16 protein-coding genes are annotated in these 20439 nt (G+C 54.5%); 5 read left to right on the top strand and 11 right to left on the bottom strand.

The window, feature by feature from the left end; genetic code table 11:
* Positions 1 to 29 precede the first annotated feature (29 nt).
* A complete protein-coding gene (locus AC3Y7R_RS07995; protein WP_490041503.1) occupies positions 30 to 815 on the top strand; it encodes a PP2C family protein-serine/threonine phosphatase in 786 nt (261 codons plus the stop codon).
* A 6-nt stretch (positions 816 to 821) separates the two neighbouring features.
* Positions 822 to 3191 (top strand): serine/threonine protein kinase, encoded by a 2370-nt coding sequence (locus AC3Y7R_RS08000; protein ID WP_490041504.1) that lies wholly within the window; start codon positions 822 to 824, stop codon positions 3189 to 3191.
* Here the strand turns inward: AC3Y7R_RS08000 and AC3Y7R_RS08005 are convergent.
* The 6 genes from AC3Y7R_RS08005 to AC3Y7R_RS08030 all read right to left on the bottom strand — a co-directional run bounded on the left by AC3Y7R_RS08005 (position 3188) and on the right by AC3Y7R_RS08030 (position 7468).
* Positions 3188 to 4594, bottom strand: coding sequence for a hypothetical protein (locus AC3Y7R_RS08005; RefSeq protein ID WP_490041505.1), 1407 nt, complete (start codon positions 4592 to 4594; stop codon positions 3188 to 3190). The genes AC3Y7R_RS08000 and AC3Y7R_RS08005 overlap by 4 nt on opposite strands.
* Positions 4591 to 5016: an ExbD/TolR family protein gene (locus AC3Y7R_RS08010; protein ID WP_490041506.1), complete on the bottom strand. Its 426-nt coding sequence runs from the start codon at positions 5014 to 5016 to the stop codon at positions 4591 to 4593. The genes AC3Y7R_RS08005 and AC3Y7R_RS08010 overlap by 4 nt, the downstream gene beginning before the upstream one ends.
* The gene (locus AC3Y7R_RS08015; protein ID WP_490041507.1) at positions 5013 to 5459 is read right to left on the bottom strand and encodes an ExbD/TolR family protein; all 447 of its coding nucleotides are present in this window, start codon (positions 5457 to 5459) and stop codon (positions 5013 to 5015) included. The genes AC3Y7R_RS08010 and AC3Y7R_RS08015 overlap by 4 nt, the downstream gene beginning before the upstream one ends.
* Before the next feature lie 9 nt (positions 5460 to 5468).
* On the bottom strand, positions 5469 to 6113 hold the full coding sequence (locus AC3Y7R_RS08020; protein WP_490041508.1) for a MotA/TolQ/ExbB proton channel family protein: 645 nt from the start codon (positions 6111 to 6113) through the stop codon (positions 5469 to 5471).
* Between the two features lie 62 nt (positions 6114 to 6175).
* Positions 6176 to 6616 carry a hypothetical protein gene (locus tag AC3Y7R_RS08025; protein ID WP_490041509.1) on the bottom strand — a complete coding sequence of 147 codons (441 nt, stop codon included), beginning with the start codon at positions 6614 to 6616 and terminating at the stop codon, positions 6176 to 6178.
* A 141-nt stretch (positions 6617 to 6757) separates the two neighbouring features.
* Complete coding sequence (locus AC3Y7R_RS08030; protein ID WP_490041510.1) at positions 6758 to 7468, bottom strand: hypothetical protein; 711 nt, start codon at positions 7466 to 7468, stop codon at positions 6758 to 6760.
* 141 nt (positions 7469 to 7609) lie between these two features.
* Between AC3Y7R_RS08030 and AC3Y7R_RS08035 the strand changes: the two genes are divergently transcribed.
* The 3 genes from AC3Y7R_RS08035 (at position 7610) to AC3Y7R_RS08045 (ending at position 12642) form a co-directional block, all read left to right on the top strand.
* Positions 7610 to 8056, top strand: coding sequence for a DUF1036 domain-containing protein (locus AC3Y7R_RS08035; protein WP_490041511.1), 447 nt, complete (start codon positions 7610 to 7612; stop codon positions 8054 to 8056).
* 141 nt (positions 8057 to 8197) lie between these two features.
* Entirely contained in the window at positions 8198 to 10249 is a 2052-nt protein-coding gene (locus AC3Y7R_RS08040; RefSeq protein ID WP_490041512.1) for a caspase family protein, read from the top strand.
* A 20-nt stretch (positions 10250 to 10269) separates the two neighbouring features.
* On the top strand, positions 10270 to 12642 hold the full coding sequence (locus tag AC3Y7R_RS08045; RefSeq protein ID WP_490041513.1) for a peptidoglycan DD-metalloendopeptidase family protein: 2373 nt from the start codon (positions 10270 to 10272) through the stop codon (positions 12640 to 12642).
* Here the strand turns inward: AC3Y7R_RS08045 and AC3Y7R_RS08050 are convergent.
* The 5 genes from AC3Y7R_RS08050 to tssE form a co-directional block, all read right to left on the bottom strand.
* On the bottom strand, positions 12639 to 13769 hold the full coding sequence (locus AC3Y7R_RS08050; RefSeq protein WP_490041514.1) for a peptidoglycan-binding domain-containing protein: 1131 nt from the start codon (positions 13767 to 13769) through the stop codon (positions 12639 to 12641). The genes AC3Y7R_RS08045 and AC3Y7R_RS08050 overlap by 4 nt on opposite strands.
* 166 nt (positions 13770 to 13935) lie before the next feature.
* Entirely contained in the window at positions 13936 to 16686 is a 2751-nt protein-coding gene (tssH, locus tag AC3Y7R_RS08055) for a type VI secretion system ATPase TssH (RefSeq protein WP_490041515.1), read from the bottom strand.
* A 33-nt stretch (positions 16687 to 16719) separates the two neighbouring features.
* Entirely contained in the window at positions 16720 to 17814 is a 1095-nt protein-coding gene (tssG, locus tag AC3Y7R_RS08060; RefSeq protein WP_490041516.1) for a type VI secretion system baseplate subunit TssG, read from the bottom strand.
* The gene (tssF, locus tag AC3Y7R_RS08065) at positions 17811 to 19745 is read right to left on the bottom strand and encodes a type VI secretion system baseplate subunit TssF (protein ID WP_490041517.1); all 1935 of its coding nucleotides are present in this window, start codon (positions 19743 to 19745) and stop codon (positions 17811 to 17813) included. The genes tssG and tssF overlap by 4 nt, the downstream gene beginning before the upstream one ends.
* Complete coding sequence (gene tssE / locus AC3Y7R_RS08070) at positions 19742 to 20257, bottom strand: type VI secretion system baseplate subunit TssE (protein ID WP_490041518.1); 516 nt, start codon at positions 20255 to 20257, stop codon at positions 19742 to 19744. Before tssE ends, tssF begins: the two co-directional genes overlap by 4 nt.
* Positions 20258 to 20439 lie beyond the last annotated feature (182 nt).

Below are 20439 nucleotides of genomic sequence, written 5' to 3' on the forward strand. Positions count from 1 at the left end.
TAGGCAACGTATTTTAAGCAGGAGTCGTCATGGGGACGAGCCAATTTATCTTCGAGACAGGCGCAGGCAGCGACACCGGCGTTGTGCGTGATCACAACGAGGACAGCTATTTGTCCAAGCCGGAGAGCGGCGTCTGGGTTGTCGCTGACGGCATGGGTGGGCATGAGGCTGGAGACTTCGCATCGCAGGCCATTGTGGAGGGGATCGCCTCTATTGGCCGCCCAGCATCGGCCCCTGACCTGCAAGCGCGGTTCATGGAGCGCCTGACCCGGGCTCATGGGGTGATCGTTGAAAAATCGCAAGCATTAGGTGGCACCACCATTGGGGCCACTTTGGTTGCATTGTTGATCCATGAAGAGCTGTTTGCCTGCATCTGGTCTGGTGACAGCCGCATCTATTTGCTGCGCGCCGGGGAATACCGCCAAGTGACGACAGACCACACCGAGGTACAGGAGTTGCTAAATTCGGGTGCAATCAACGAGGAACAGGCCGAGCACTGGCCACGCAAAAATGTCATCACCCGTGCCATTGGGGTGTCAGACACGCCAAACACCGACGAGACTTTCGGGGGCCTGCAAGCAGGCGATGTATTTTTGTTGTGCTCGGATGGGCTGACGGAACATGTGGAAGATCATGAGATGGCCGAGGCTATTGCTGCCCATGAGCCGCAAGCTGCCTGTGATGCGTTGATACAGACCACATTGTCGCGTGGCGCCCGGGACAACGTCACGGTAATTGTTGTGCGGTGCAGTGAACGCCAACAACAGGACCGAACCGTTGTGGGCGACCCGCTGGACTGGACCCAAGGATTTTAGACGCGGATGAGCATTGACGACATCCCAGACGAGCCGGAAACTCCTGAAGGCGCTCAGCAGCCTGACGCGGAGCAAACCGATGTAGAGGCTGCCAAGGAGGCACCGGCTGGCGAAGCTGTGCCTGCTGTGTCAAGCGCGCCTGCGTCTGACAAGACTGAAATAGCACCGTCGGCTTTGCAAAAAGATGCGGAGCCAAAAGCCGAGAGCTTTGAGGATGCAGTCGCCGCGGAGCCAGTAGAAGAGGCCCCGGTAAAAAGCGGTGACGGGGAAGGCTCGCCATCCACTGCGGTGCCAGTAGGCACACGGATTAACAACAACTATGAGATTGAACAACTGATCTCGGCCGGTGGTATGGGTGAAGTTTACAAAGGCGTAAACTATCATACCGGGGATCAAGTCGCGATCAAGATCGTGCTGCCGGCGCTGGCTCATGACGAGAAGATCATGAAGCTGTTCCGCCGCGAGGCTCGCATTCTGGGCAAGCTGTATGACGAAGCCATCGTGCGGTATCTCAACTTCGTGAAAGACGAAGGCTTGGGGCGGTTTTGCCTGATCATGGAATTTGTCGACGGCATTCCGCTGTCGGACATGATGGAGCAAACTGGCGCGCTGTCGATCGAGGATACCAAGCTGTTGATCCGCCGCTTGGCGATTGGTTTGAACCGGGCGCATGAGCTGGAAATTACCCACCGCGACTTATCTCCAGATAACATTATTGTCGAAGGGGGAAAGCTTAACCAAGCCAAGCTGATCGACTTTGGCATTGCCAAATCCACGAATATTACTGAAGGCACGTTGCACGGCCAATTTGCGGGCAAATTCAACTTTGTGTCGCCAGAACAACTGGGCCACTTTGACGGGCATATCGACGGGCGCTCTGATATTTATTCGCTGGGCTTGCTGGCTGCGGGTGCTGCGATTGGTAAAGCGGTGCCGATGGGCGCGTCCATTGTGGATGCGGTGACCTCGCGCGCGAGTATTCCGGATTTATCTGCCGTCTACCCTGAGCTGCGACCTTTGCTGTCCAATATGCTGGAGCCTGATCCGGCTAATCGTCCTGCTAGTATGGCGGATGTGGCTCAGATGGTGGACAAGCCTGAAACTGTGCCAGCTAAGTATCGTCTTGATGGCGGCGAGGAGCCGGCGGTTGATGCCGTGCCTCAAGATGCAGGCCGCACGGTTATTAGCCCGATGATTTCGGCCCCTCCGCAATTGCCAACTGGCACACCGGGTAGCGTTGCTCCGCAGACATCGGCGGTGCCATATCCGGGTAATGCGACGGGTGTAGCCGCGACGGGAGCCGGATTGAGTTTGCCGCCTGATCCGGCTGCGATCGCTCAAACCAGCGCCGCGCCAAGTGGCGAAAGCCCTTTCGGGGCCGCTCCGGTGACGACCGCACCAACGCAAACATATGCACCTCACTCCGAGCCCGCGCCTGAGAAAAGCGGTAGCAAAGGCATGGCCATCGGGATTGCAGCCGCTGTTGTTGTTGCCGGTGGCGTTGGGCTGGCGGCGGTGCTTGGCCTTGGGCCGTTTGCGGGCGGTGACATCGGTGAAGTTGAGGGAGAAGAGATTGCGGTGGTGGAGCCTATCCCCGCAACACCTGACCCGATCCCGACCCCCGATCCAGTTCCCACCCCTGATCCTGACCCTGTGGACCCAGAACCGACCCCTGATCCAACTCCTAACCCTACGCCTGACCCAGAACCAGCCCCCGATCCGGTTCCCACGCCCGACCAAGCTTTGGGGGCAATCGGGACGCAATTGGCTTGGTTGAAAGACTACATCACGGATGATTGCGTCTATCAGGCAATCCGTTCTACCGATGGTGATACAGTCACGATCGAAGGGTTTGCGACATCGCCAGCTCCGTTTGAGGTGTTGCTGAAGGACTTCGAGGCTGCCCATGGGGTGGAGCCTGATATCGGCGTCAGAGTCGTGCTGGAAAACCAATGTCCGGTGGTTGATTTTGTAAGCCGTCTTGATCGCTCTGACGCAGTTGCGCCAGTATTGGAGCTGGACACGGATGTGTTGAAAAGTGGCGATACGCTGCGCGGAAAACTAACCGGGGTGCTGGGGCGGCCAGTGTATCTGTTCCTTGTGTCCGGTAAAGGCGGCGCGTTTAACCTGACATCTTTGTTGCAGCCTGAACCGGATGGCTCGCAGTCGTTCCGGTTTGGTATGAACAGTACGGACAAGGATAGCAGCGTGCCACAGATGATCGTTGCGGTTACGACGCGCTCACGGTTGGTGACAGCCAATGCGGCCAGAAACGGGGCTGATGTGCGGGCGCTGATGCCTATTGTTGAGACAGAAATTCAGACCAGTGGCTCAGATGCTGCGGCGTCAGTTCAGTATTTCCGGCTGGATAATTAGTGCACAGAGAAAGCAACAAGAGCGACATCCTCGCCGCCACCTTGCTGTAAGATTTCAATGGAAAGTTTTTGAAAGAAATCTTCTGCTTGCTGCCCTGACAATGATTTTAACGTCTTGAGTCGCGCCCTTGTGGAAAGCGCCATCAGCAGTTGATGCGTTTCCACAGGAGAGCCTTTTAGGGTCATGGGGATGTCAAACCCTGCGAATCCCGGGCGGAATTTTAGGAAGCTTCCCAAATCTTGTACGACGCCCTCGTCGTCAATCAACAGTAAAGACACGAACCCGCCTGAGGTATTGCCAAGTTTTCCAGATAAAACTTCACCACTGGAAATATTGCGAACGGGTAGGTCGAAATAGATTTGAAACTCGGGGTATCGCGCAGCAGCAGTTACAAAGGGCAGCGCCTGACATTGCGCGTCGCTTACAGGCTTCATCACTGTACCGGGTAATGTGCCGGTCTCTTTTTCAAGACCGTTGCGGAAGCGGTTAAGGTCGCCACGACTGTTGGCAAAGGTCTCAAACTGAAAGGCTCCATTTTCAGCGAGAACAGGCAAGGCCGAGAAGCAGGGCCCACCATCATAACCACGCAGGAAGTCCAGAACTACATTGTAAGTTTGTTGGGCCTCTTGAGTGGTTTGCGTTGGTGCATTGGCTGAGGCCACGCCCGGCTGGTCTTCGGTCACGTCGGAAGGTTGAGGTGGCAGTGAACTAGCAAGGTCAGGCAAAGGAGTTGGGGCCGGTGCTGGGGGTGTTGGGTCTTCTGCGGGAGCTTCGGGTATCGGCGCTGAAGCAAGTGGTGTGCTTACGGTCGCAGTCTGCAAGCTCTCTACGGGTTTGGAGGCCTCGATTTCTGCCGCGGGAGGCGGGGTCACAGTGGCCGTGGGAATAGGTGCTACGCCGGGCTGGTTGAGTGGGGTGATCTCTGGAACGGGTTTTGTGATTGCTGGGGCAAGGGGGGTAGGTTTGGTGAGTGTGGGCCGGGTCGTGGTGGCCACTATTGCGGAAGGCGAGTTGACGATTTGGGGCGCGTTTGTAGGGGCCAGCTTAGCAGTAGGTGACACCGATGTAGCGGGCAGTGTGACGGTGTTCGGGGTGATCGTGGCTGATATGACCTTGCTGGGTTGGAGAGGTATGGCCTCAAGCGTCTCTACTGTAGCAGGAGGTTCTGGAGGTGGGCTTGCTTGAGGTGGTGGCGGAGTTTCTTTGCCAGCGACTTGCAGGGCCGTTGCGATGATCATCGTCGGTGACGAAGGGGTATTGGGCACATTTAATTGGGACTGATAGGTGGAAATGCCAAGCTGTAGCAAAGCCAGATGTGCAACTAGGGCCAGCCCGCCAGTGGACATCCACAACAGAGGGTTCGCGTCAGGGCTTTGCCATATGTCGGTATCATTTACGCTCATGGCGAAGTTTTGAACTGGCGCAGAGTCACGAGTTTGATTTGGATGCCAGTGAGATCTGGCTGTTGAATGAGTGAAACAAGCGCCCCTGCTGCCACGTCTCGATCTGCCAGAATATGTAAACGGGGGGTGTCGGTGTGGAGCAGCGGATCGAGTGCTTGGCGTAGTGTAGAGGCGGTCACGGGTTGACCATTCAGCCGTAGTTTTCCGCCGACATCCATCAGCAGCAGCGGTCGCGGTAGTCGGTCAAGCGGGAGTTCCGAGGTTTGGGCAAGGTCGACGGTTAATTCCTCTGTTTCGACCATTGAACCAGAGACAAGGAAGAAAAAGATTAGCAGCAGTACAATGTTTACCGTTGTCAGCGAAAAATCCAGCGGGATTTTACGGGTGATTTTTGGCAAGGTATTACGCTTGGCAGGGGTCATTGGGCGCTCCCTGCAACGACTTGGACTGTGGGAACTCGCGCTAGTGTAAGCGCCTCAAGAACGGTGGCCACATCTTGAACTGTTGCAGACCGTCCGGTTAGCAAGACAACGCGGTCAATGCCTGCTTCGCTCAGGGGTGTGACCAAGCTTGTCAAATCATCAAGCACCACTTTTTGTCCCCCCGCACGCAATGCGCCGCGCTCAACGGACCAAATGGCCACTTGTTCTTGGTCAGAGGATTTCTGCTCTATCTGTGAGGCTTCTCCGGCAGCGGCGATGTTGCCAGATGCACCGGGGGTAAGCGTCATTAAAGAGTAAGGGGCCAATGATGAGGTCAGCATGAAAAACACTAACAATTGGAACATTGCGTCAGCCAACGGGGTAAAGGAAAAGCCGTAGCGGCGCGCTCGATTTGACTGAGGCAAGCTGCGGATCATACTCATGGCGGGGCCTCAACTGCGCCCAGAGGTGCCGGTTACACGTCCGTAAATGGCCGCCGACATGAGGGTTTCCATGGAATGCCGCTCTCCGTCAATTCGGCCCTCAAGCCAGATGGCAACGAAGTAAAAAACTAGGGCGATGACCAACCCGACGGCGGTGGTGGTCAACGCAGTCCAGATACCTCCTGCCAAAAGTGCGGGGTCAACGGCACCTTCTGCTTGCGCTAAATTACCGAAAGCATCGATCATCCCGATGACCGTGCCAAGCAGGCCAAGCATGGGCGCAGCTTGGACGACAGCCTCTAGAATCCGCATGCGGCGCGACATTGCGGCCAACTCAATCAGAGCGGTTTGGCGTCCTAGTTCTTCTGCATATGCTTGATCGCCAGGGCGGGCTTGGAGACCGGAAAATGTTGCTTGAAGAACGCGCAGCAAAGTTGTTTTGCGCGAAGAGGCCTCGCGCAGCGCGGTATCGGATTTGCCGGAGAGCCAGTCTGATACGACCGCTTCAGCCTTTTTTCGCTTTCCAACACCCAACGTCATAAACTGGGCTATCTTGTAAAGCGTCACAGTGGTGGCAACCATTGATAAGATCGCCAACGAGGTGAAGACTGCAATCGTTATGGGGTTCAGGGTAGAAAAATCGGGGGAGTTCATGGGTAATGCTCCGCCCCCGACAATAATCAATACGCTGGCCGGGGGCCTTTTAGATCAAAAGGTCAAAGGCCGAGTTGAATGTCGCCGCGAGAATTTGTGATCAAGCCAGACATGCAAAAATCATGGTCGCCGTCGGCGGATTTGCAAGCCGAGACGTCGTTGATCAGGATGCGCGAGATTGTGGCGCATTTCTTACCAGCTAAATTGAACTGAACCACCTTAGTTTTTCCCACGGGGAGTGCGCCAAACTCCAACACTAGCGTGCCAGAGACAAGGCTGTTCTCATCGAACAAGGCAACCTGATAGGCGGTTTCAATCAATGCAATGCCGGTATTATTCGTCGCCACATAGGTCAGTTGGCAGCCATCGCCAATATCTGTGGCGGTGTTCAATTCTAACGCGAAGTTCCCGCTTTGCGCGAATGCAGGGTTGGCCAGCGCCAATATCCCAGTGGCCGCAATTGTCGCGGTTGCGTTAAGGATTGTTTTTGTAATCTGTCTCACGCGGATGATCCCCCAAATGTCAGTCCAAGTCGCCCCACATATTCACGCAGGGTCGTTGGACTCTAGAAGGGCGCAATGAGACGCGGCTGTCAACGGAAGATCGGGCATTAGCTAAGGCAATCATGCCTCAATGACGCCAAATTAGCGGTAGACGCCAGTTGACCATGTTTTGCGAAATCGGACCGCAGCACGGCGCGTAGCACGCGTGCCAGTAGAAACAGTAGGGCGGTGGGGAATTAAGACGGTCCGATTTTGAAACTGATGCTCAAAAATGCCATCGGAATCGCCTCCCTGATCAGTGTTGCCCGTTTCATTTTCATCTGTGCCGCGGAACCGGCGTAAAGTGCCAGGCGCCACAGTTGAGCGTGGTGCGGAGGCGACAGAAAAGCTGCGTCCCGCAGTTGAGCTTTCCAGTTTCGGACCGCGTGTAGACTTCGCCACGGAGGAAGCCGCGCTTGCGGCCTTCGTATCAGTGTCGGGCGAAGGCTGAAGTATAACGGTCTCGGATGCATGTGCATAAAGTGGGAGCACTGGTGCCGTAGAAGAGTTTACATCGGATTTAACCGCAGCATAGCGTAGAAGTGGTGGCTCGGGTTGTGCGGCTTGGTTCGGCTTGCTCAACACGAGGGCGTCAACTCCGGAAGGTGCGGCAGGCGTCCATGTGGTGACGCTGGCAGCAAGAAATCTGGCAGATTTGGGGCTGCTATTTGGGGCTACTATTTCGCTGGTTTGAGCGACTTCAGAAGGTTCTACTTGTGCTGTTAGGCGCTGAAATTGACCGTAGGATACACCGGCAGAAACGCCAATAATTACCATGCACGCACTAGTTTTGAGGAGTTTCTGGATCGACATAATAAATTGCTCCGAATAAAATAAGGCCCTAGCCTACGAGCTGTATGACAGAAATGTGTGTGTTTTTCCAGTATTTCAAGGCTTTCGGCAAATTTAGTGTGTCCCTTTTGCTTTTTTGCAAATCAGGGTAGCGTGTTTGGCATGAAATTTATTGTTGCATCATTGAGTTACGCTGTGCGCTGCATCGCAGCGTTTGGGGCGCTGGGTTTGGGCGGATTATTGCTTAGCGCAGGAGTAGCGCGTGCTGAATTTGCTGTGTGCAACCAAAGCTTTGACGTGGTGAATGTTGCAATCGGGTGGGATGTGGACGGTGACTTCCAGACCGAAGGCTGGTGGACGATCGGAACCAATCAATGCGCCAACGTCATACGAGATGAGTTAGAGAGCCGCTATATATACGTCTACGCGCAAGACGTGTTCGGCAAGCCTATGCTGAATGGAACAACTACAATGTGCATAGAAACCAAGCGGTTTACGATTCGCGGCATATCTAGTTGCTGGTCGCGTGGTCATATTCAGGCGCGGTTCATTGAGGTGGACACTGAGAAAACCCAGCGGTGGTCGCTATTTTTGGCCACCCCAAACTAACAGTCACCCAGTATATTCAGCCTTCATTGTGAGTTTGGCGTGAATTGTGCTGTAAAATTCTAAGTTGTGACTCGCCCGCAGGGTCAATTTCAGGGTAACGTCACGGTAAGATTTTGTAGAAAACGGTTTGTCACGGGTCCCATGTCGCGCATATTCGACATCTTTAGGCGGCTATCAGGACGGCTTATCACCCTTATGGTGGTTGCCGCTTTTGCTGCCGTGGGTGGTGCCCGCGCGCAGGAACGTCTGGCATTAATCATCGGGAACTCTGGCTACGAGGTCATCCCGGCTCTGAAAAACCCACAAAATGACGCCAATGCCGTGAGTGATGCGCTAACTAACCTTGGTTTTGATGTGACGCTTTTAACTGATGCCACCTCAGATCAGTTTTGGTTGAAACTTGACGACTTTGTGAAACGTGCTGAACACGCTGAGACGACGTTGTTTTTCTACTCTGGTCACGCGTTCCAGCTGGAAGGGGCCAATTATCTGGTTCCGGTCAATGCACAACTGAAGTCGCGGGAGGCGATCTTTAATGAGACTTGGAGCCTTGATGGGATTATTCAACGGCTTCAGGCGCGGAACCGCCAGACCCTGATTTTTCTTGATGCTTGCCGTGACAGCCCGTTGCCCAAAAACATAACCGCTAATGGCGGAGGTTTGGCGCGGCTGAACACTGGCATTGGCACATTTGTGGCCTTTGCGACCGAGCCGGGAGCCGTAACATTTGATGGGACGGGCGAAAATAGCCCGTTTACCACAGCATTGTTAAATCACCTCGAAACACCGTCTATTTCGATTTCTGACATGATGATCCGTGTGCGTAATGAGGTGGAAGAAAGTACCTTTCGCCGTCAAACTCCGTGGGATCAATCTTCTCTAAGGTCTCAGTTTTATTTTCAGCCAGAATTTGAAAACGCGCCAACCCTGACGGCGGCGGATTACGAGATGTTGGCACAGCTCGATCCAAAGGGCCGGGAGCGGTTTCTGGCTTTGCTTGCCGACAGTGGCATCGCCGTTGATGCCCCGGCTGAATTGATTGAGGGGGCAAGTTTGGAGTTGGCGGTTGCGGATGAAAACTCGTTGATTATTGCGGCACCGATCCCAGTTAACTTGCCTAAAGAAGTCCCCCCGACGAGTGTTGAAATTACAGAGGCAATCCGCCCTGAAGACGTGGCAGTGGTTGATGATGCGGGGCTGATCTTCTCAGTTCCTGACCCCGTTAAGTCGACGGAAACAGCCAAAGCAACAAGTGGTATTGCTGAGAATGTTGGGCCGGTGGTGATTGAACTTGCGTCACTGGATCCGACGTCTGGTAATGCGTTGAATGTCCAGACGATTGATACTTTTACATCTGGTGCGGCCCCTGCGGCTTCCGGTGTGGTTGCAGCTCCTGCACCATCAGCAACTGCAAGTGGCGCGATTTCAGTTGAGAATATTGAAGCATCGGGCCCAACAGGGTCGGCCGCAATCGCGGCTGCAAGTGGAGCAATTTCAGCCACTGCGTCTGCTGGTGGCGCATTATCAGCAACAGCACCCAACTCGGCGGCTCTTGAACGTGCTGGCACAGCGATTGCAGCGCGGGCGCAAGGTGAGGTATTGCGGATCGCAGCGTTGACTTCCCGTACGCGCAGCCTGCCCTCTACAGTGTTTCAGTCTCCGGTTATAGAAGGCCGGGAAGTATTGCCGGACACGGATGAAAGTCGTGCGATACTGGCCAGCATTGATCCGTCCTTGCTTGAAGAGTTGACCAAACCAACAGAGCCGGGCGTTGTAGAACCTGTCGTTCCAGAAGTTGATCCAAAAGAGATGGCTTCCAGTGTGCAATCAGAACTGTCCCGACTGGGGTGTTACCGGATGCGCATTGACGGGGATTGGGGCAATGGCTCGCGCCGTGCCCTCACCAGCTATTTCTTGAATAAACGGATCGTGCCCGAAAGCCTTGAGCCTAGCGTACCATTGCTGCGTCAGTTGAAGTCTGAGGGCAAAGTTATCTGTAAGGTTCAAGTGGCTCGCGCCAAGCCGAAGACGGTGAAAAAGAAGACCAAGAAGGCGGTTGCCAAGAAAAAAGTTGCGAAGAAGGCCGTGAAGAAAAAACGGACTATACGCAAGATTTCCAAACCCGCAGCAAAGACATCGTCGGGGACCAAGAAAAAGCGTATTACTAAGTTGAGCACTGGCGTGTTCCGGTAAGGCAGACTTAGGCAACGCTTATGGAAATTGATCCTCGTTTTAAACAAGCCAAGAAAAAGTCGTCGCGCCGTAAGTTTCGGCAAAGCCACGGCGGGGCCTTGATGGTTGCCGGTGGTATTGTTGCTGCCTTGGGTGTGGTGGCTTGGGTTGCCATGAGCGGGTTTATTACCATATCTGCTCCGCCTGAGTATGTAGACGAGGCAGGGGCAGGTGATGACTTCGCTCAAAACCTTGAGGACCTAGAGTTGGACTCCGAGGATGATATAACGGCCACCTCAACTGCTGACGCTTTGGCTTATGCTTCAGCATTCATTGATGTGGCTGGTGACCCGATGGTATTGCGCTTTGACGCCAGCCTGACAACCAAGGCCCGCCCATTGCCCAGTCACCCGGATTTACCATTAGTGAGGGTTGGTAAGTTCGCCCTCGACACTTTGGTGTTGGTGCAAGACGACATGATTACCCGGCAAGAAAAACTGATCACCACGTTGCCTTCCAGCCGTGAGGAGTTTGCGTTCTTTCAGGCGCGCCGCACTCAATCGCAAACCCCTGCCGCGGCGACACAGGTGGCTTTTGATGTACCCGATTTGGAAGAGGACAGCGCGCAAAGCGACAGTTTGGATGGTGACAGCTGGGGTGAAAGCATTGGCGGGGAAGATGTAGGGGAAGAAGATACCTATACTCAAACAGTGATTGAAAACACCACAAGCCTGACAATTGTAAAGCGTGAAGATAAGCGCGCAATCGCGTATAATGACTTGTTCTTGCGGCTCAAGGATACGCGGGCATTGGTGGATATTCTGTCGGACAATGGCTTTGATCCGGCAGCCGCGCAGAGCTTTCAAGAAAAGGGTGAAGTGCATATTTCGGTGCTCAAGGAGCTGCCTTCAGATCATGTTCTGGCCGTACGATCGGTGCCATCAGACAAGGGGGCAAGGCCAGTTCAGCTATCGGTTTATACGCGCGACACTTACCTTGGATCGGTGGCGCTAGAGGATAACGGTGATGTGGTACCTGCGGCTGACCCATGGGTGCAGGATGAGCTATTTTCTTACGTTGAGGATGACAAGGATACCGGCACGGTTTCGGCCAGAAAATACCGCCTTCTTGATGCGTTCTACTCGGCAGGGATTCGCAACAGTGTCCCCACGTCGGTCATCGGTGAAACGATAGTCTTACTAAGCCAAGACTACGATTTAGAAGCCTTTTCCAGCACCGGTGATCGCATGACATTGCTGTACGCTCGTGAGCCGGGGCCGAATGGGGTCGGACCGGGCCAGGTTTTGTTTGCCTCTATCACCGGACCATCCGGGGAAAAGGTGTGCTACGTCGCGCAAGTGCCGGGCAAGGAATATAAATGCTTTGCAGAGAAGGGCGAAGCGGCCTCTTCGGGGGCGGGTAGCAATGGTATGGTGACGCCAGTATCAGGTGTTTTGACCTCCCCATTCGGGCCTAGGTTCCATCCTATTTTGAAGAAGGTAAAAGTACACCATGGCGTAGATTGGGCCGCGCCCTCTGGCACGCCAATTCTGGCGGCATTTGATGGCCGGGTAAGTTTTGCCGGTAATGGGGGCGGCTATGGCAATGTGATCAAGGTCGCCCATGCTGGCGGACGCGAAACGCGCTATGCGCATATGTCGAAGTTTTCGCCTTTGGGCAAGGTTGGCACGGTTGTGCGCGCAGGCGATGTGATTGGTTTTGTGGGAACTACAGGACGCTCAACTGGGCCGCATTTGCATTTCGAGTTGCGGCAGGCGGGCGTGAGTATGGACCCGTTTACAGCTCCTCCCGTGGGGGCCACTCCGGTTATTGTGGGGTCGGCATCGAACGCGGTGGAAAGTTTGGTAAATCAGATCATTCGGGTCGAGAGTGCAGGCAATGCAAAGGCCAAGAATTCGCGGTCCTCGGCCACTGGGTTGGGGCAGTTCATCTCGAGTACGTGGATTAGGATGATGAAAACTTATCGTCCTGATCTGGCCTCGACCATGAGCCGCGAAGAGCTGTTGAAGCTTCGTTTTGATCCGACACTAAGCCGCGAGATGGTGACCAATCTCGCGCGCGAAGGCGAAGCTTATTTGCGTGCGCGGGGGCATGCGATTAGCGCAGGCCGACTGTATCTGTGCCACTTCCTAGGGGCGCAGGGCGCACATGTGGCGTTGTCGGCGCAGGATGGCGCGTTGATCTTGGATGTCATGGGGGCAGGGGTCATCAAGGCGAACCCATTCCTGAAAGGGCGCAATATCGCGTGGGTCAAGAATTGGGCCGAGCGCAAGATGAGCAAGCGCGGCGGCAAGGTTTTGGTGACAAATACCGCCCCGGCGATTGTGCGTATCCCACCAGAAGTGGTGGGATACAAAAAGACCATTAAAGACGTGCTAGAACTGGCGGGTTAGTCGGCCATGAAGGTGTCGTAAATCCAGTCACCCAAACCGTCACCAATTTTGGTAAATACCTGCAACGGGCTGGCCCGCATCCGGTCGCACAGGGCGTCTAAGCCTTTCATATCAAGCCTGCCGCTCCTCATGGTCTCGATTGTAATTTGAATCGAGGAGATAACCGCATCTACGGCAACTGCACCCGCTGCCAACGGATTGATTGCGCGTAGCATCATGAACATGCCCTCAAAGAATGTGTTGCCTTTCAGGCTTGGCATCATAGCTTCGGCCATGGTTTGCACCGCATCAAGCAAGCCAGCCCATGGGATCGCGAGACCCATGCCGAGTTTATAAACTTCACCGGCAGCGGCGCCGTAACGACCTTTGTTCCAGTGATTTCCGACCTCCACCGCCGTGATGACAACTGCGAGAATGACCGCGCCTTTACCAAGCGCTTTCAATGATTTTGCCAGCTTGGAGCTACCAGTGCCGATATTATCCATAAACTTCGTAAACACGCCAACGCGCTGGTATTTCAGGAAATGAGTGGCCAACTCGGCGGCCTCTTTGGCAGACATGCCCATAGTGCGCAGAGCAGAAAATCCCTTTGCCATTTTGGCGGCATCCGCAGATGAAGCCAAAGTCGCCAATACGCCCTTGAATGCAGGGAAGTAATCCTTGATCAAAATATCTAGGGTTTCTTGGGCAGGGCCGGGATTGGGCAATAGTTTGATAGCGGCCTGTAAATTGTCTGCGCCCTTACGCTCGGTTGGGCTGGCGGTGGTTGGATAAGGAACTGGCACGCCGGGGGGCGTTGGGGTTCCGGGCGTCGTGGGGGCGGGCGCCGAGGGCGTCATACGGGCGAACTTGGCGCTGGAGGCAGGGTCATTCAGCGCACCTTCGGTTTTACCGCGAGGGTCCACGCGCCCATCTGGGTTACGAATGCCAGCAGCCGCTTTTTGGAAGTCACGGATCGTGCCGATAGTTTTAGGGCCGATTTTACCGTCCACCGCAAGTTTGGTCCGTGAAGGTCCCATATGTCCGTTAAGTTGTTGTTGAACTGCTTTGACGTCAGCGGCGGAATTGGTCGCGCGATTGGTGGCACCAACGGCGGCACGAATAGCAATGGTCATGTTAATTGGCATTTTAAAATCCTTTAGGTAATGCGGGCCTGAAATTGACCCTCTTCACTGAAATCCCGTCAACTTAACCTTCTCATGAGGTGCGGTCTAAAGAAATCTAATGCAAAATGACAATGGGCCCTACTTTTCACAGCAAGGCCCATAGGTTTCACGATTTATAAGGTTGGTGCTACGCGAATTTATACTCGAACGCGCCATCTTTAAGCGTCACTTCGACCGTTTCGATCTCATCACCAGCTACCATCTTGGACAGAACTGCACGCGACAAGTCCGGCAGGATCGAGTTGGTGATGATATTGTCCACCATACGCCCACCGCTGTCGGGGTCGCGGCATTGATCGACGATATGCGCGATAACGTCGTCGGCATAGGTCATGGTCGCGCCATGGTTCTGCTTCATCCGCTTCACGATCGAGCCAAGCTTGAGTTTGGTGATCCCGGTCAGTACCTCGGTGTTGAGGGGGAAGTACGGAATGTTGACGATCCGACCCAATAGTGCAGGCGGGAAGACCGATTGTAGCGCAGGTTTCATTGCTTCTTCTAACGCCTCAAGGTCGGGGTTTTCTTCGCCGGATTTGGCAACGTCCATGATCGCATCCGTGCCAACATTCGACGTTAGCAAGATCAGCGTGTTTTTGAAGTCGATAGAGCGACCTGTGCCGTCCTCCATGATGCCTTTGTCGAAGACCTGAAAGAACAGCTCATGCACATCCGAGTGGGCTTTTTCCACCTCGTCAAGGAGCACCACAGAATACGGCTTGCGGCGCACGGCCTCAGTTAATCGGCCGCCTTCGCCGTAGCCGACATAACCGGGAGGTGCCCCTTTGAGAAGCGACACAGAGTGCGCCTCTTGGAACTCGGACATGTTGATGGTGATGATGTTTTGCTCGCCGCCATATAGGCTTTCGGCCAGCGCTAAAGCAGTTTCCGTTTTACCAACGCCGGATGGACCACACAGCATGAACACACCGATAGGTTTGTTCGGGTTGGCTAGTTTGGCGCGGCTGGTCTCGATACGCTTGGAGATCATTTGCAGCCCGTGGTCTTGCCCGATAACGCGCTCTTTCAGGCGGTCAGCAAGGGTAAGAATGGCCTGCAATTCGTCGGTGACCATGCGGCCCGCGGGGATGCCCGTCCAGTCTGAGATCACCGAGGCGACAGCCTGCTCATCCACGTGCGCATAGACCATGCGGTCGTCGGGGTCGCCTTCCTCTAGTTCAGAAATTTTCTCATGCAGTTTGAGGCGAATGGCTTCAGGGTCTTCTCCTGCCTCGGCCTCGGCTTCAGGTTCAGTGGCTTCGCCCTCAGTTGGTTCGGCCTCGCTGTCATCCTCAGGAGCGGCCTCTTCTGCCTTGACGGCTTCTTCCTCCTCAGGATCTTCACCTTCAGGTACAAGATTTTTGCGCAGTTCTAGTATCTCATCAACAAGGATTTTCTCGGCGTCATACTTTACTTGCAATTCGGCCAACTCGACCTCGGCTTTTGCCTTATCTTCCTCGGCCTCTTTGATCCGGTCCTCGTTCTCTTCCCCAAGATCACGTTGCGCGGTTTTGGCTTTGATCTCAGAAACCAATGCGGCGATGCTTTCTTTCACATCTGCAAGGCGGGCAGGGGTTGACGACTGGCTGATTGCCACCCGTGCACAGGCCGTGTCCAACAGTGACACCGCTTTGTCGGGCAATTGCCGTGACGGGATATAGCGGTGTGATAGCGACACGGCGGCGACGATGGCTTCGTCGGAAATTCGCACGCCATGGTGCTTCTCCATTGGGGCCATAATGCCGCGCATCATGTAGCAGCATTGCTCAATTTCCGGCTCTTCTACATCTACTGGCTGGAAGCGGCGAGTTAGGGCCGGATCTTTTTCGAAGTGGGTGCGGTATTCGGCGAAGGTGGTCGCGGCGACGGTGCGTAATGTGCCGCGTGCAAGTGCGGGCTTCAGCAGGTTGGCAGCATCACCTGTGCCAGCGGCGCCGCCCGCGCCGATCAATGTGTGCGCCTCGTCGATGAACAAGATGATTGGGGTTGGCGACGCTTGTACTTGGTCAATAACAGAGCGTAAACGCTGCTCGAACTCACCCTTCATGGAGGCACCCGCTTGCATCAATCCGATGTCGAGGGAATGCAATTTTGTGCCGCGGAGTTTTGGCGGAACGTCGCCGGAAGCAAGGCGTTGGGCGAATCCTTCGACCACGGCGGTTTTACCGACGCCGGCCTCGCCTGTTAGGATCGGGTTGTTCTGGCGGCGGCGCAAAAGTACGTCGATGATTTGGCGAATTTCTTCGTCACGGCCAACTATTGGGTCCATTTTACCAGATGCGGCGTCGGCGGTCATGTCGATGGAGAAGCGATCAAGCGCTGTCGTGCCGCCACCGCCTTCGGTTCCTGCTGCTCCACCGGACGGGGCCACAAGGCCGGACCCATCCATCGGGCGCATGTCTTCCTCATCGGATTCAGACCATGCGGAGCGGGCCTCAGATACCAGAGATTCAGCGTTCAATTTTTGAAATACTGGCGAGCATTGGAACAACGCTCGTTTCAATTCTTTTGATTTCAGGCAGGCGACCAGCGCATGGCCTGTCCTGATTTGGGTCTCGGCAAACAGCAAAGTGGCGTAGTGCCAACCGCGGTCCAGCAGGTCGGTGACATGATCCGAGACCGATGGCATATCAGTCGCATTCTTCTTCATGCCATCAATGATGACACCTAAATCCTTGAGCACTTGGCCGCGATCCAGCTTGAAGTGGTTCAAAGTTTTGGAAATGTCGGAGTTTTTATTGGAGACGACATGGAACAGCCAGTGGGCTAGCTCTACGTGCCGGTTTCCTTCGCCTTTTGCGTGGCGCAGCGATTGCACAAATGCGTCGTAGCCAACTCGGTTGAGTTTGCCAGCTACGGTTTCCATTGAAATGTCACTCATAATTCTTTCCCCATTATCGAAAATTTAATTGGTTCATGCCGCGACCTTTGCCGGGGCGCGGTCAGTTGAAAATTGCGCCGCTTGCACGTAGCGTCGTGGTGCGTCGTCTTTGGGTATTTCTGGGTCGATCCAACCCGTCCACCCGAGGGCGGTTTGCGCCCCAAGTTTGGCGGCGGGCACTTGATCGGCGGGTAGAGACAAGGACACATCCACCTCGATGGTTACGCCCAAGTACCAGATCACGATATCAGTCAGACGGGTAAAGTTATCGCCGCCGGGTAAGTAGCTGCGGTACTCTTCAAGACTTTCCGTGCGCACATGAATGCAGACTTTTTCATTCACTGCCGGCACGCGGCTGCCAAGGTGCACGTTTTGACCTAGATGGCTGCCGGAAACGCCCATACGGGTTAAATCCTGCGGCTCAAAACTCATCCAGCTGGGGACGTGTTCTTCGATCACAATATGCACTTTAAGCAAAAGCTCTAGCATTTGGCGCAGGCGAACAGCCGATTTAATGCGTCCTGAAAACAACGCTACCAGAGGCAGTTTCGCTACATCTGGGATGTGGTCACGATCCTTGAAGGCAGGGGTGCCGAGCCCCGCAAGCGAGCCAACATAGGCTTGAAAGCGGTCGCCGGTGGGATGGTCAAACTGTGAAATGGCGCGGGCGTCGGCCCATGCACGGTAGAATAGTTGCAAGAAGCGGTTGGCAAAAATGTCGGTGAAGCGCGCAAAACTTGGGTCACGGGCATTCATCCATCCCTGCACCTCAGCCGTGGTATTGAGCGGCAATGCGCCTTGAGGGCCATAAAAGCCTAGAAATTTAGTATTGAGCCGCCCCGGTTTACCGCCGGATTTTTGCTCAAATGCGGTGATATTAGAGGCCGGGAAATCCATGAAGGGGTCTTGGCTTAGGGAGACAACTTCTTCTTTGATGGTTGCATTTTGCCCAATGCGCGGTTTTTCAGGATGGGTGCGTTCCATCTCGCGCAGCGTGGCAAGAAAGCCAAAGCGCCAAGGTGTGGCCTTCAGCATCGCGCGCCGGTTCATACCCTCAAGAATATCCGCAGGGGGTGGCGGAGGTGGCCCCATCATCTCGGGTTTTTTCTTTTTAGGGATTTTGGTCATAGGAGGGGGCCGGAGCCGGAACGAGGCGGCCATGATTTGATTTCGCCACGTTGCTCCGAGACGATAACTGTTTGGGTAAAGCTGTTAATTGCAGAATAATCAGCAAAAAATCGGTCCAATATAGCCCCCAGAAACATGATGCCGGAGCCCTCGAAGCCGCGTTCGTCGAAGGTCACGCGAACCTCAATCCCACGGGCCGCATGGAAACCACCATCGCGTTTAACTGAGCGCACAACCGGGCGGGTTTCAATACCCTTGATGGCCTGTAATTGCTTCTCCGTGACCTTGTTGGTCAGGTCGGAGAAAAGTTGCAACATCTCACGCAGACCCGCCGCTTGATCGCGGCTGCCACGATCCGATAGGCCAAATTGGTTCAATGACAAGTGGCTAATCAAGCGCCAATACACGTCTCCGGATTGCGCACGGTGTGGCGCGTCACTTTCCATTTCTGCCACGGCCTCGCGAGGGGCAGTAGGCCCCGCGATGCAGCTAAGGTCCACGGTCAGATCGTCGTTTAGATTGAAATCGGTACCCTTTTGGTTCAGGGGTAAATATTCCGGCAAATGCCGATTAGAACACAGGGTTTTAACTTGAAGGCGGCGCACCCGCTGATCGTCGTCCAACCCCTCAGGCTCGTAGACTGAAATGAAGGTCTCGGTTCCCTTGTAATTGTGCTGCACGCCAAAACGCCGCTCGTTGGGAGTGAGCCTGCGTTCTTTGCGTGCATATGTGTAGTACAGGGCCTCGTGTGGATTAATCTGTTCGGCTGGCACGCCATAAAGCGGATGAACCGGAACCTTGGTTTGCACGCCTGCGTAATAGGCGAAAACATCAGTGATCCGATGCACCTCGTAGTGTGATGATGGGCTGCTGTCGGGCGTTACAATGTATTCGTGGCGCAGCGGGTCGACCTTCACCTGAGAGGAGTTTTCCTCAAACAGATTGATTGCAGGCACGGCGAATAATGCAAAATGTTGTGGCCCGACGCGTGCGGGCAATGTTTGCTTAAGAGTGTCTAACTCGATGATCAGATCAAACTCACTGGCTGCGATACGTTTTAGAGCGCTGTTAATACCAGCCAGTCGAAATCCAAGGAATTTTTGTGGGAAAAGGAAGGCTTCACGCAGGGTTGTGTAGCCACGGAAAACGCGGATATCCTCGGGAAACAATGCCTCGTTGTCGTCAAAGCCTATCTGCTCGATCACATTGGGGTCGAGGCGAATAAATGCAGGGTCGCCGTTGTTATCTAGGTAGCGCAGGGTGATGCGGTTTACATTGCAAAACAACTGCTCGTAGAGGGCAACAGTTTCGCTCATATCCCCGATCAAATGAATGGGCATCGTGTCGAGTTCTAACTCGGACATTGGCCCGTCAGCCTTTTCTGCGTCCTCCATCGAGGGGCGCATGAATGAAATTTTCAATCCACTGACCGTGCCGGGTGCCACGTCAAAGCCAAGAGCCTGCAATGGGGCAGGGCCGCTCAGATAGGCGGCATCTGTGATTTTTAGGGGCCATAGCTTCAAGGGTGCCGACAGGCGGAACCGTGCAGAAATACGCTTTTCTCGATCCAGATAGCGGGCATCCATGTAGGAGCCGGCGGGAAAGGACATGCCATCAAGCAAGTCTTGATTGTCGTAGGGCGGGTGTGCCTGCACGAGCATCACGGCGGGTGTTGGCGCAAGCATGTCAGGGAGTAATTGTTCCAACAACTCATTGGTAAAGGTGCGGAATTCCTGCTGCATTTTCAACTGAACGCGGGCGGCCATAAAGGCGGTGCCTTCCAGCAGTCCAGCAACAGCCGGGTCCATGTTGTCTTGCACCAAGCCGCCAAGGCGCTCAGCAATGCCGGGGTAATCCGCTGCAAATTCTTGAGAGCGTTCGTACAGTAGTGACAACTCGCGCTCGTAGGCATCTAGAAAGGCCTTTTTCATCGGTTGACCTTCAGTTTTGCAAGGCTAACTTTGCCAGCTCCGACGTCAATCTCGGCAACGAATTCCAGCGGCACATCAATGGGGTTGGCGGCCAGATCAGCGGAGATGTCAAAGGCTACTTTTTGGGTTAATTCGTGATCTTGTTCCCGAATGGTGACCTCAATACTTTCTGGAATTAAGCGCGGCTCGTGGTCGATTAAAGCCTGCCGTAAGCGGCGTTCTAATAGGCCACGGTTCTCATAATTGGCAGACATGTTTGCCATGTCATCCATGCCAAAATTCAAGACTGACTTTGCCACATGTTTGTGCTTGCCCAAATCAACCGCCGCATCGAGGCGAATTGTATGAAGCAGGTTGGATAAGTCTTCGTTCAAATGTGCCTTCAGCGAGGTCTGATCCCCACCTTGCCGGCGTTGCATTGTGCGGGTGGTCAGCTCTCGCTCACCTTCTTTGTAAACGGCTCCATCCTTTTTCGCATCTTTGTGACGCGCTGCTTCCCGGAACACATGCATCAACGACACCTGGTTTTGTTGGCCAGGCTTGCGTTTAGATGAGTTGGAGGAGCGAGGAGGGTTCATTGGATTTGGCACACTCTGGCGATGTATCTGTCAGACCATCGCCCGAAGGGTGAACGCGGTAATCCGCGAAGCAGCATATCTCCGGCTGCGGTCCGGGGGAATAGAAGGCGCCACAT

This window comes from Litoreibacter sp. (assembly GCF_058136045.1).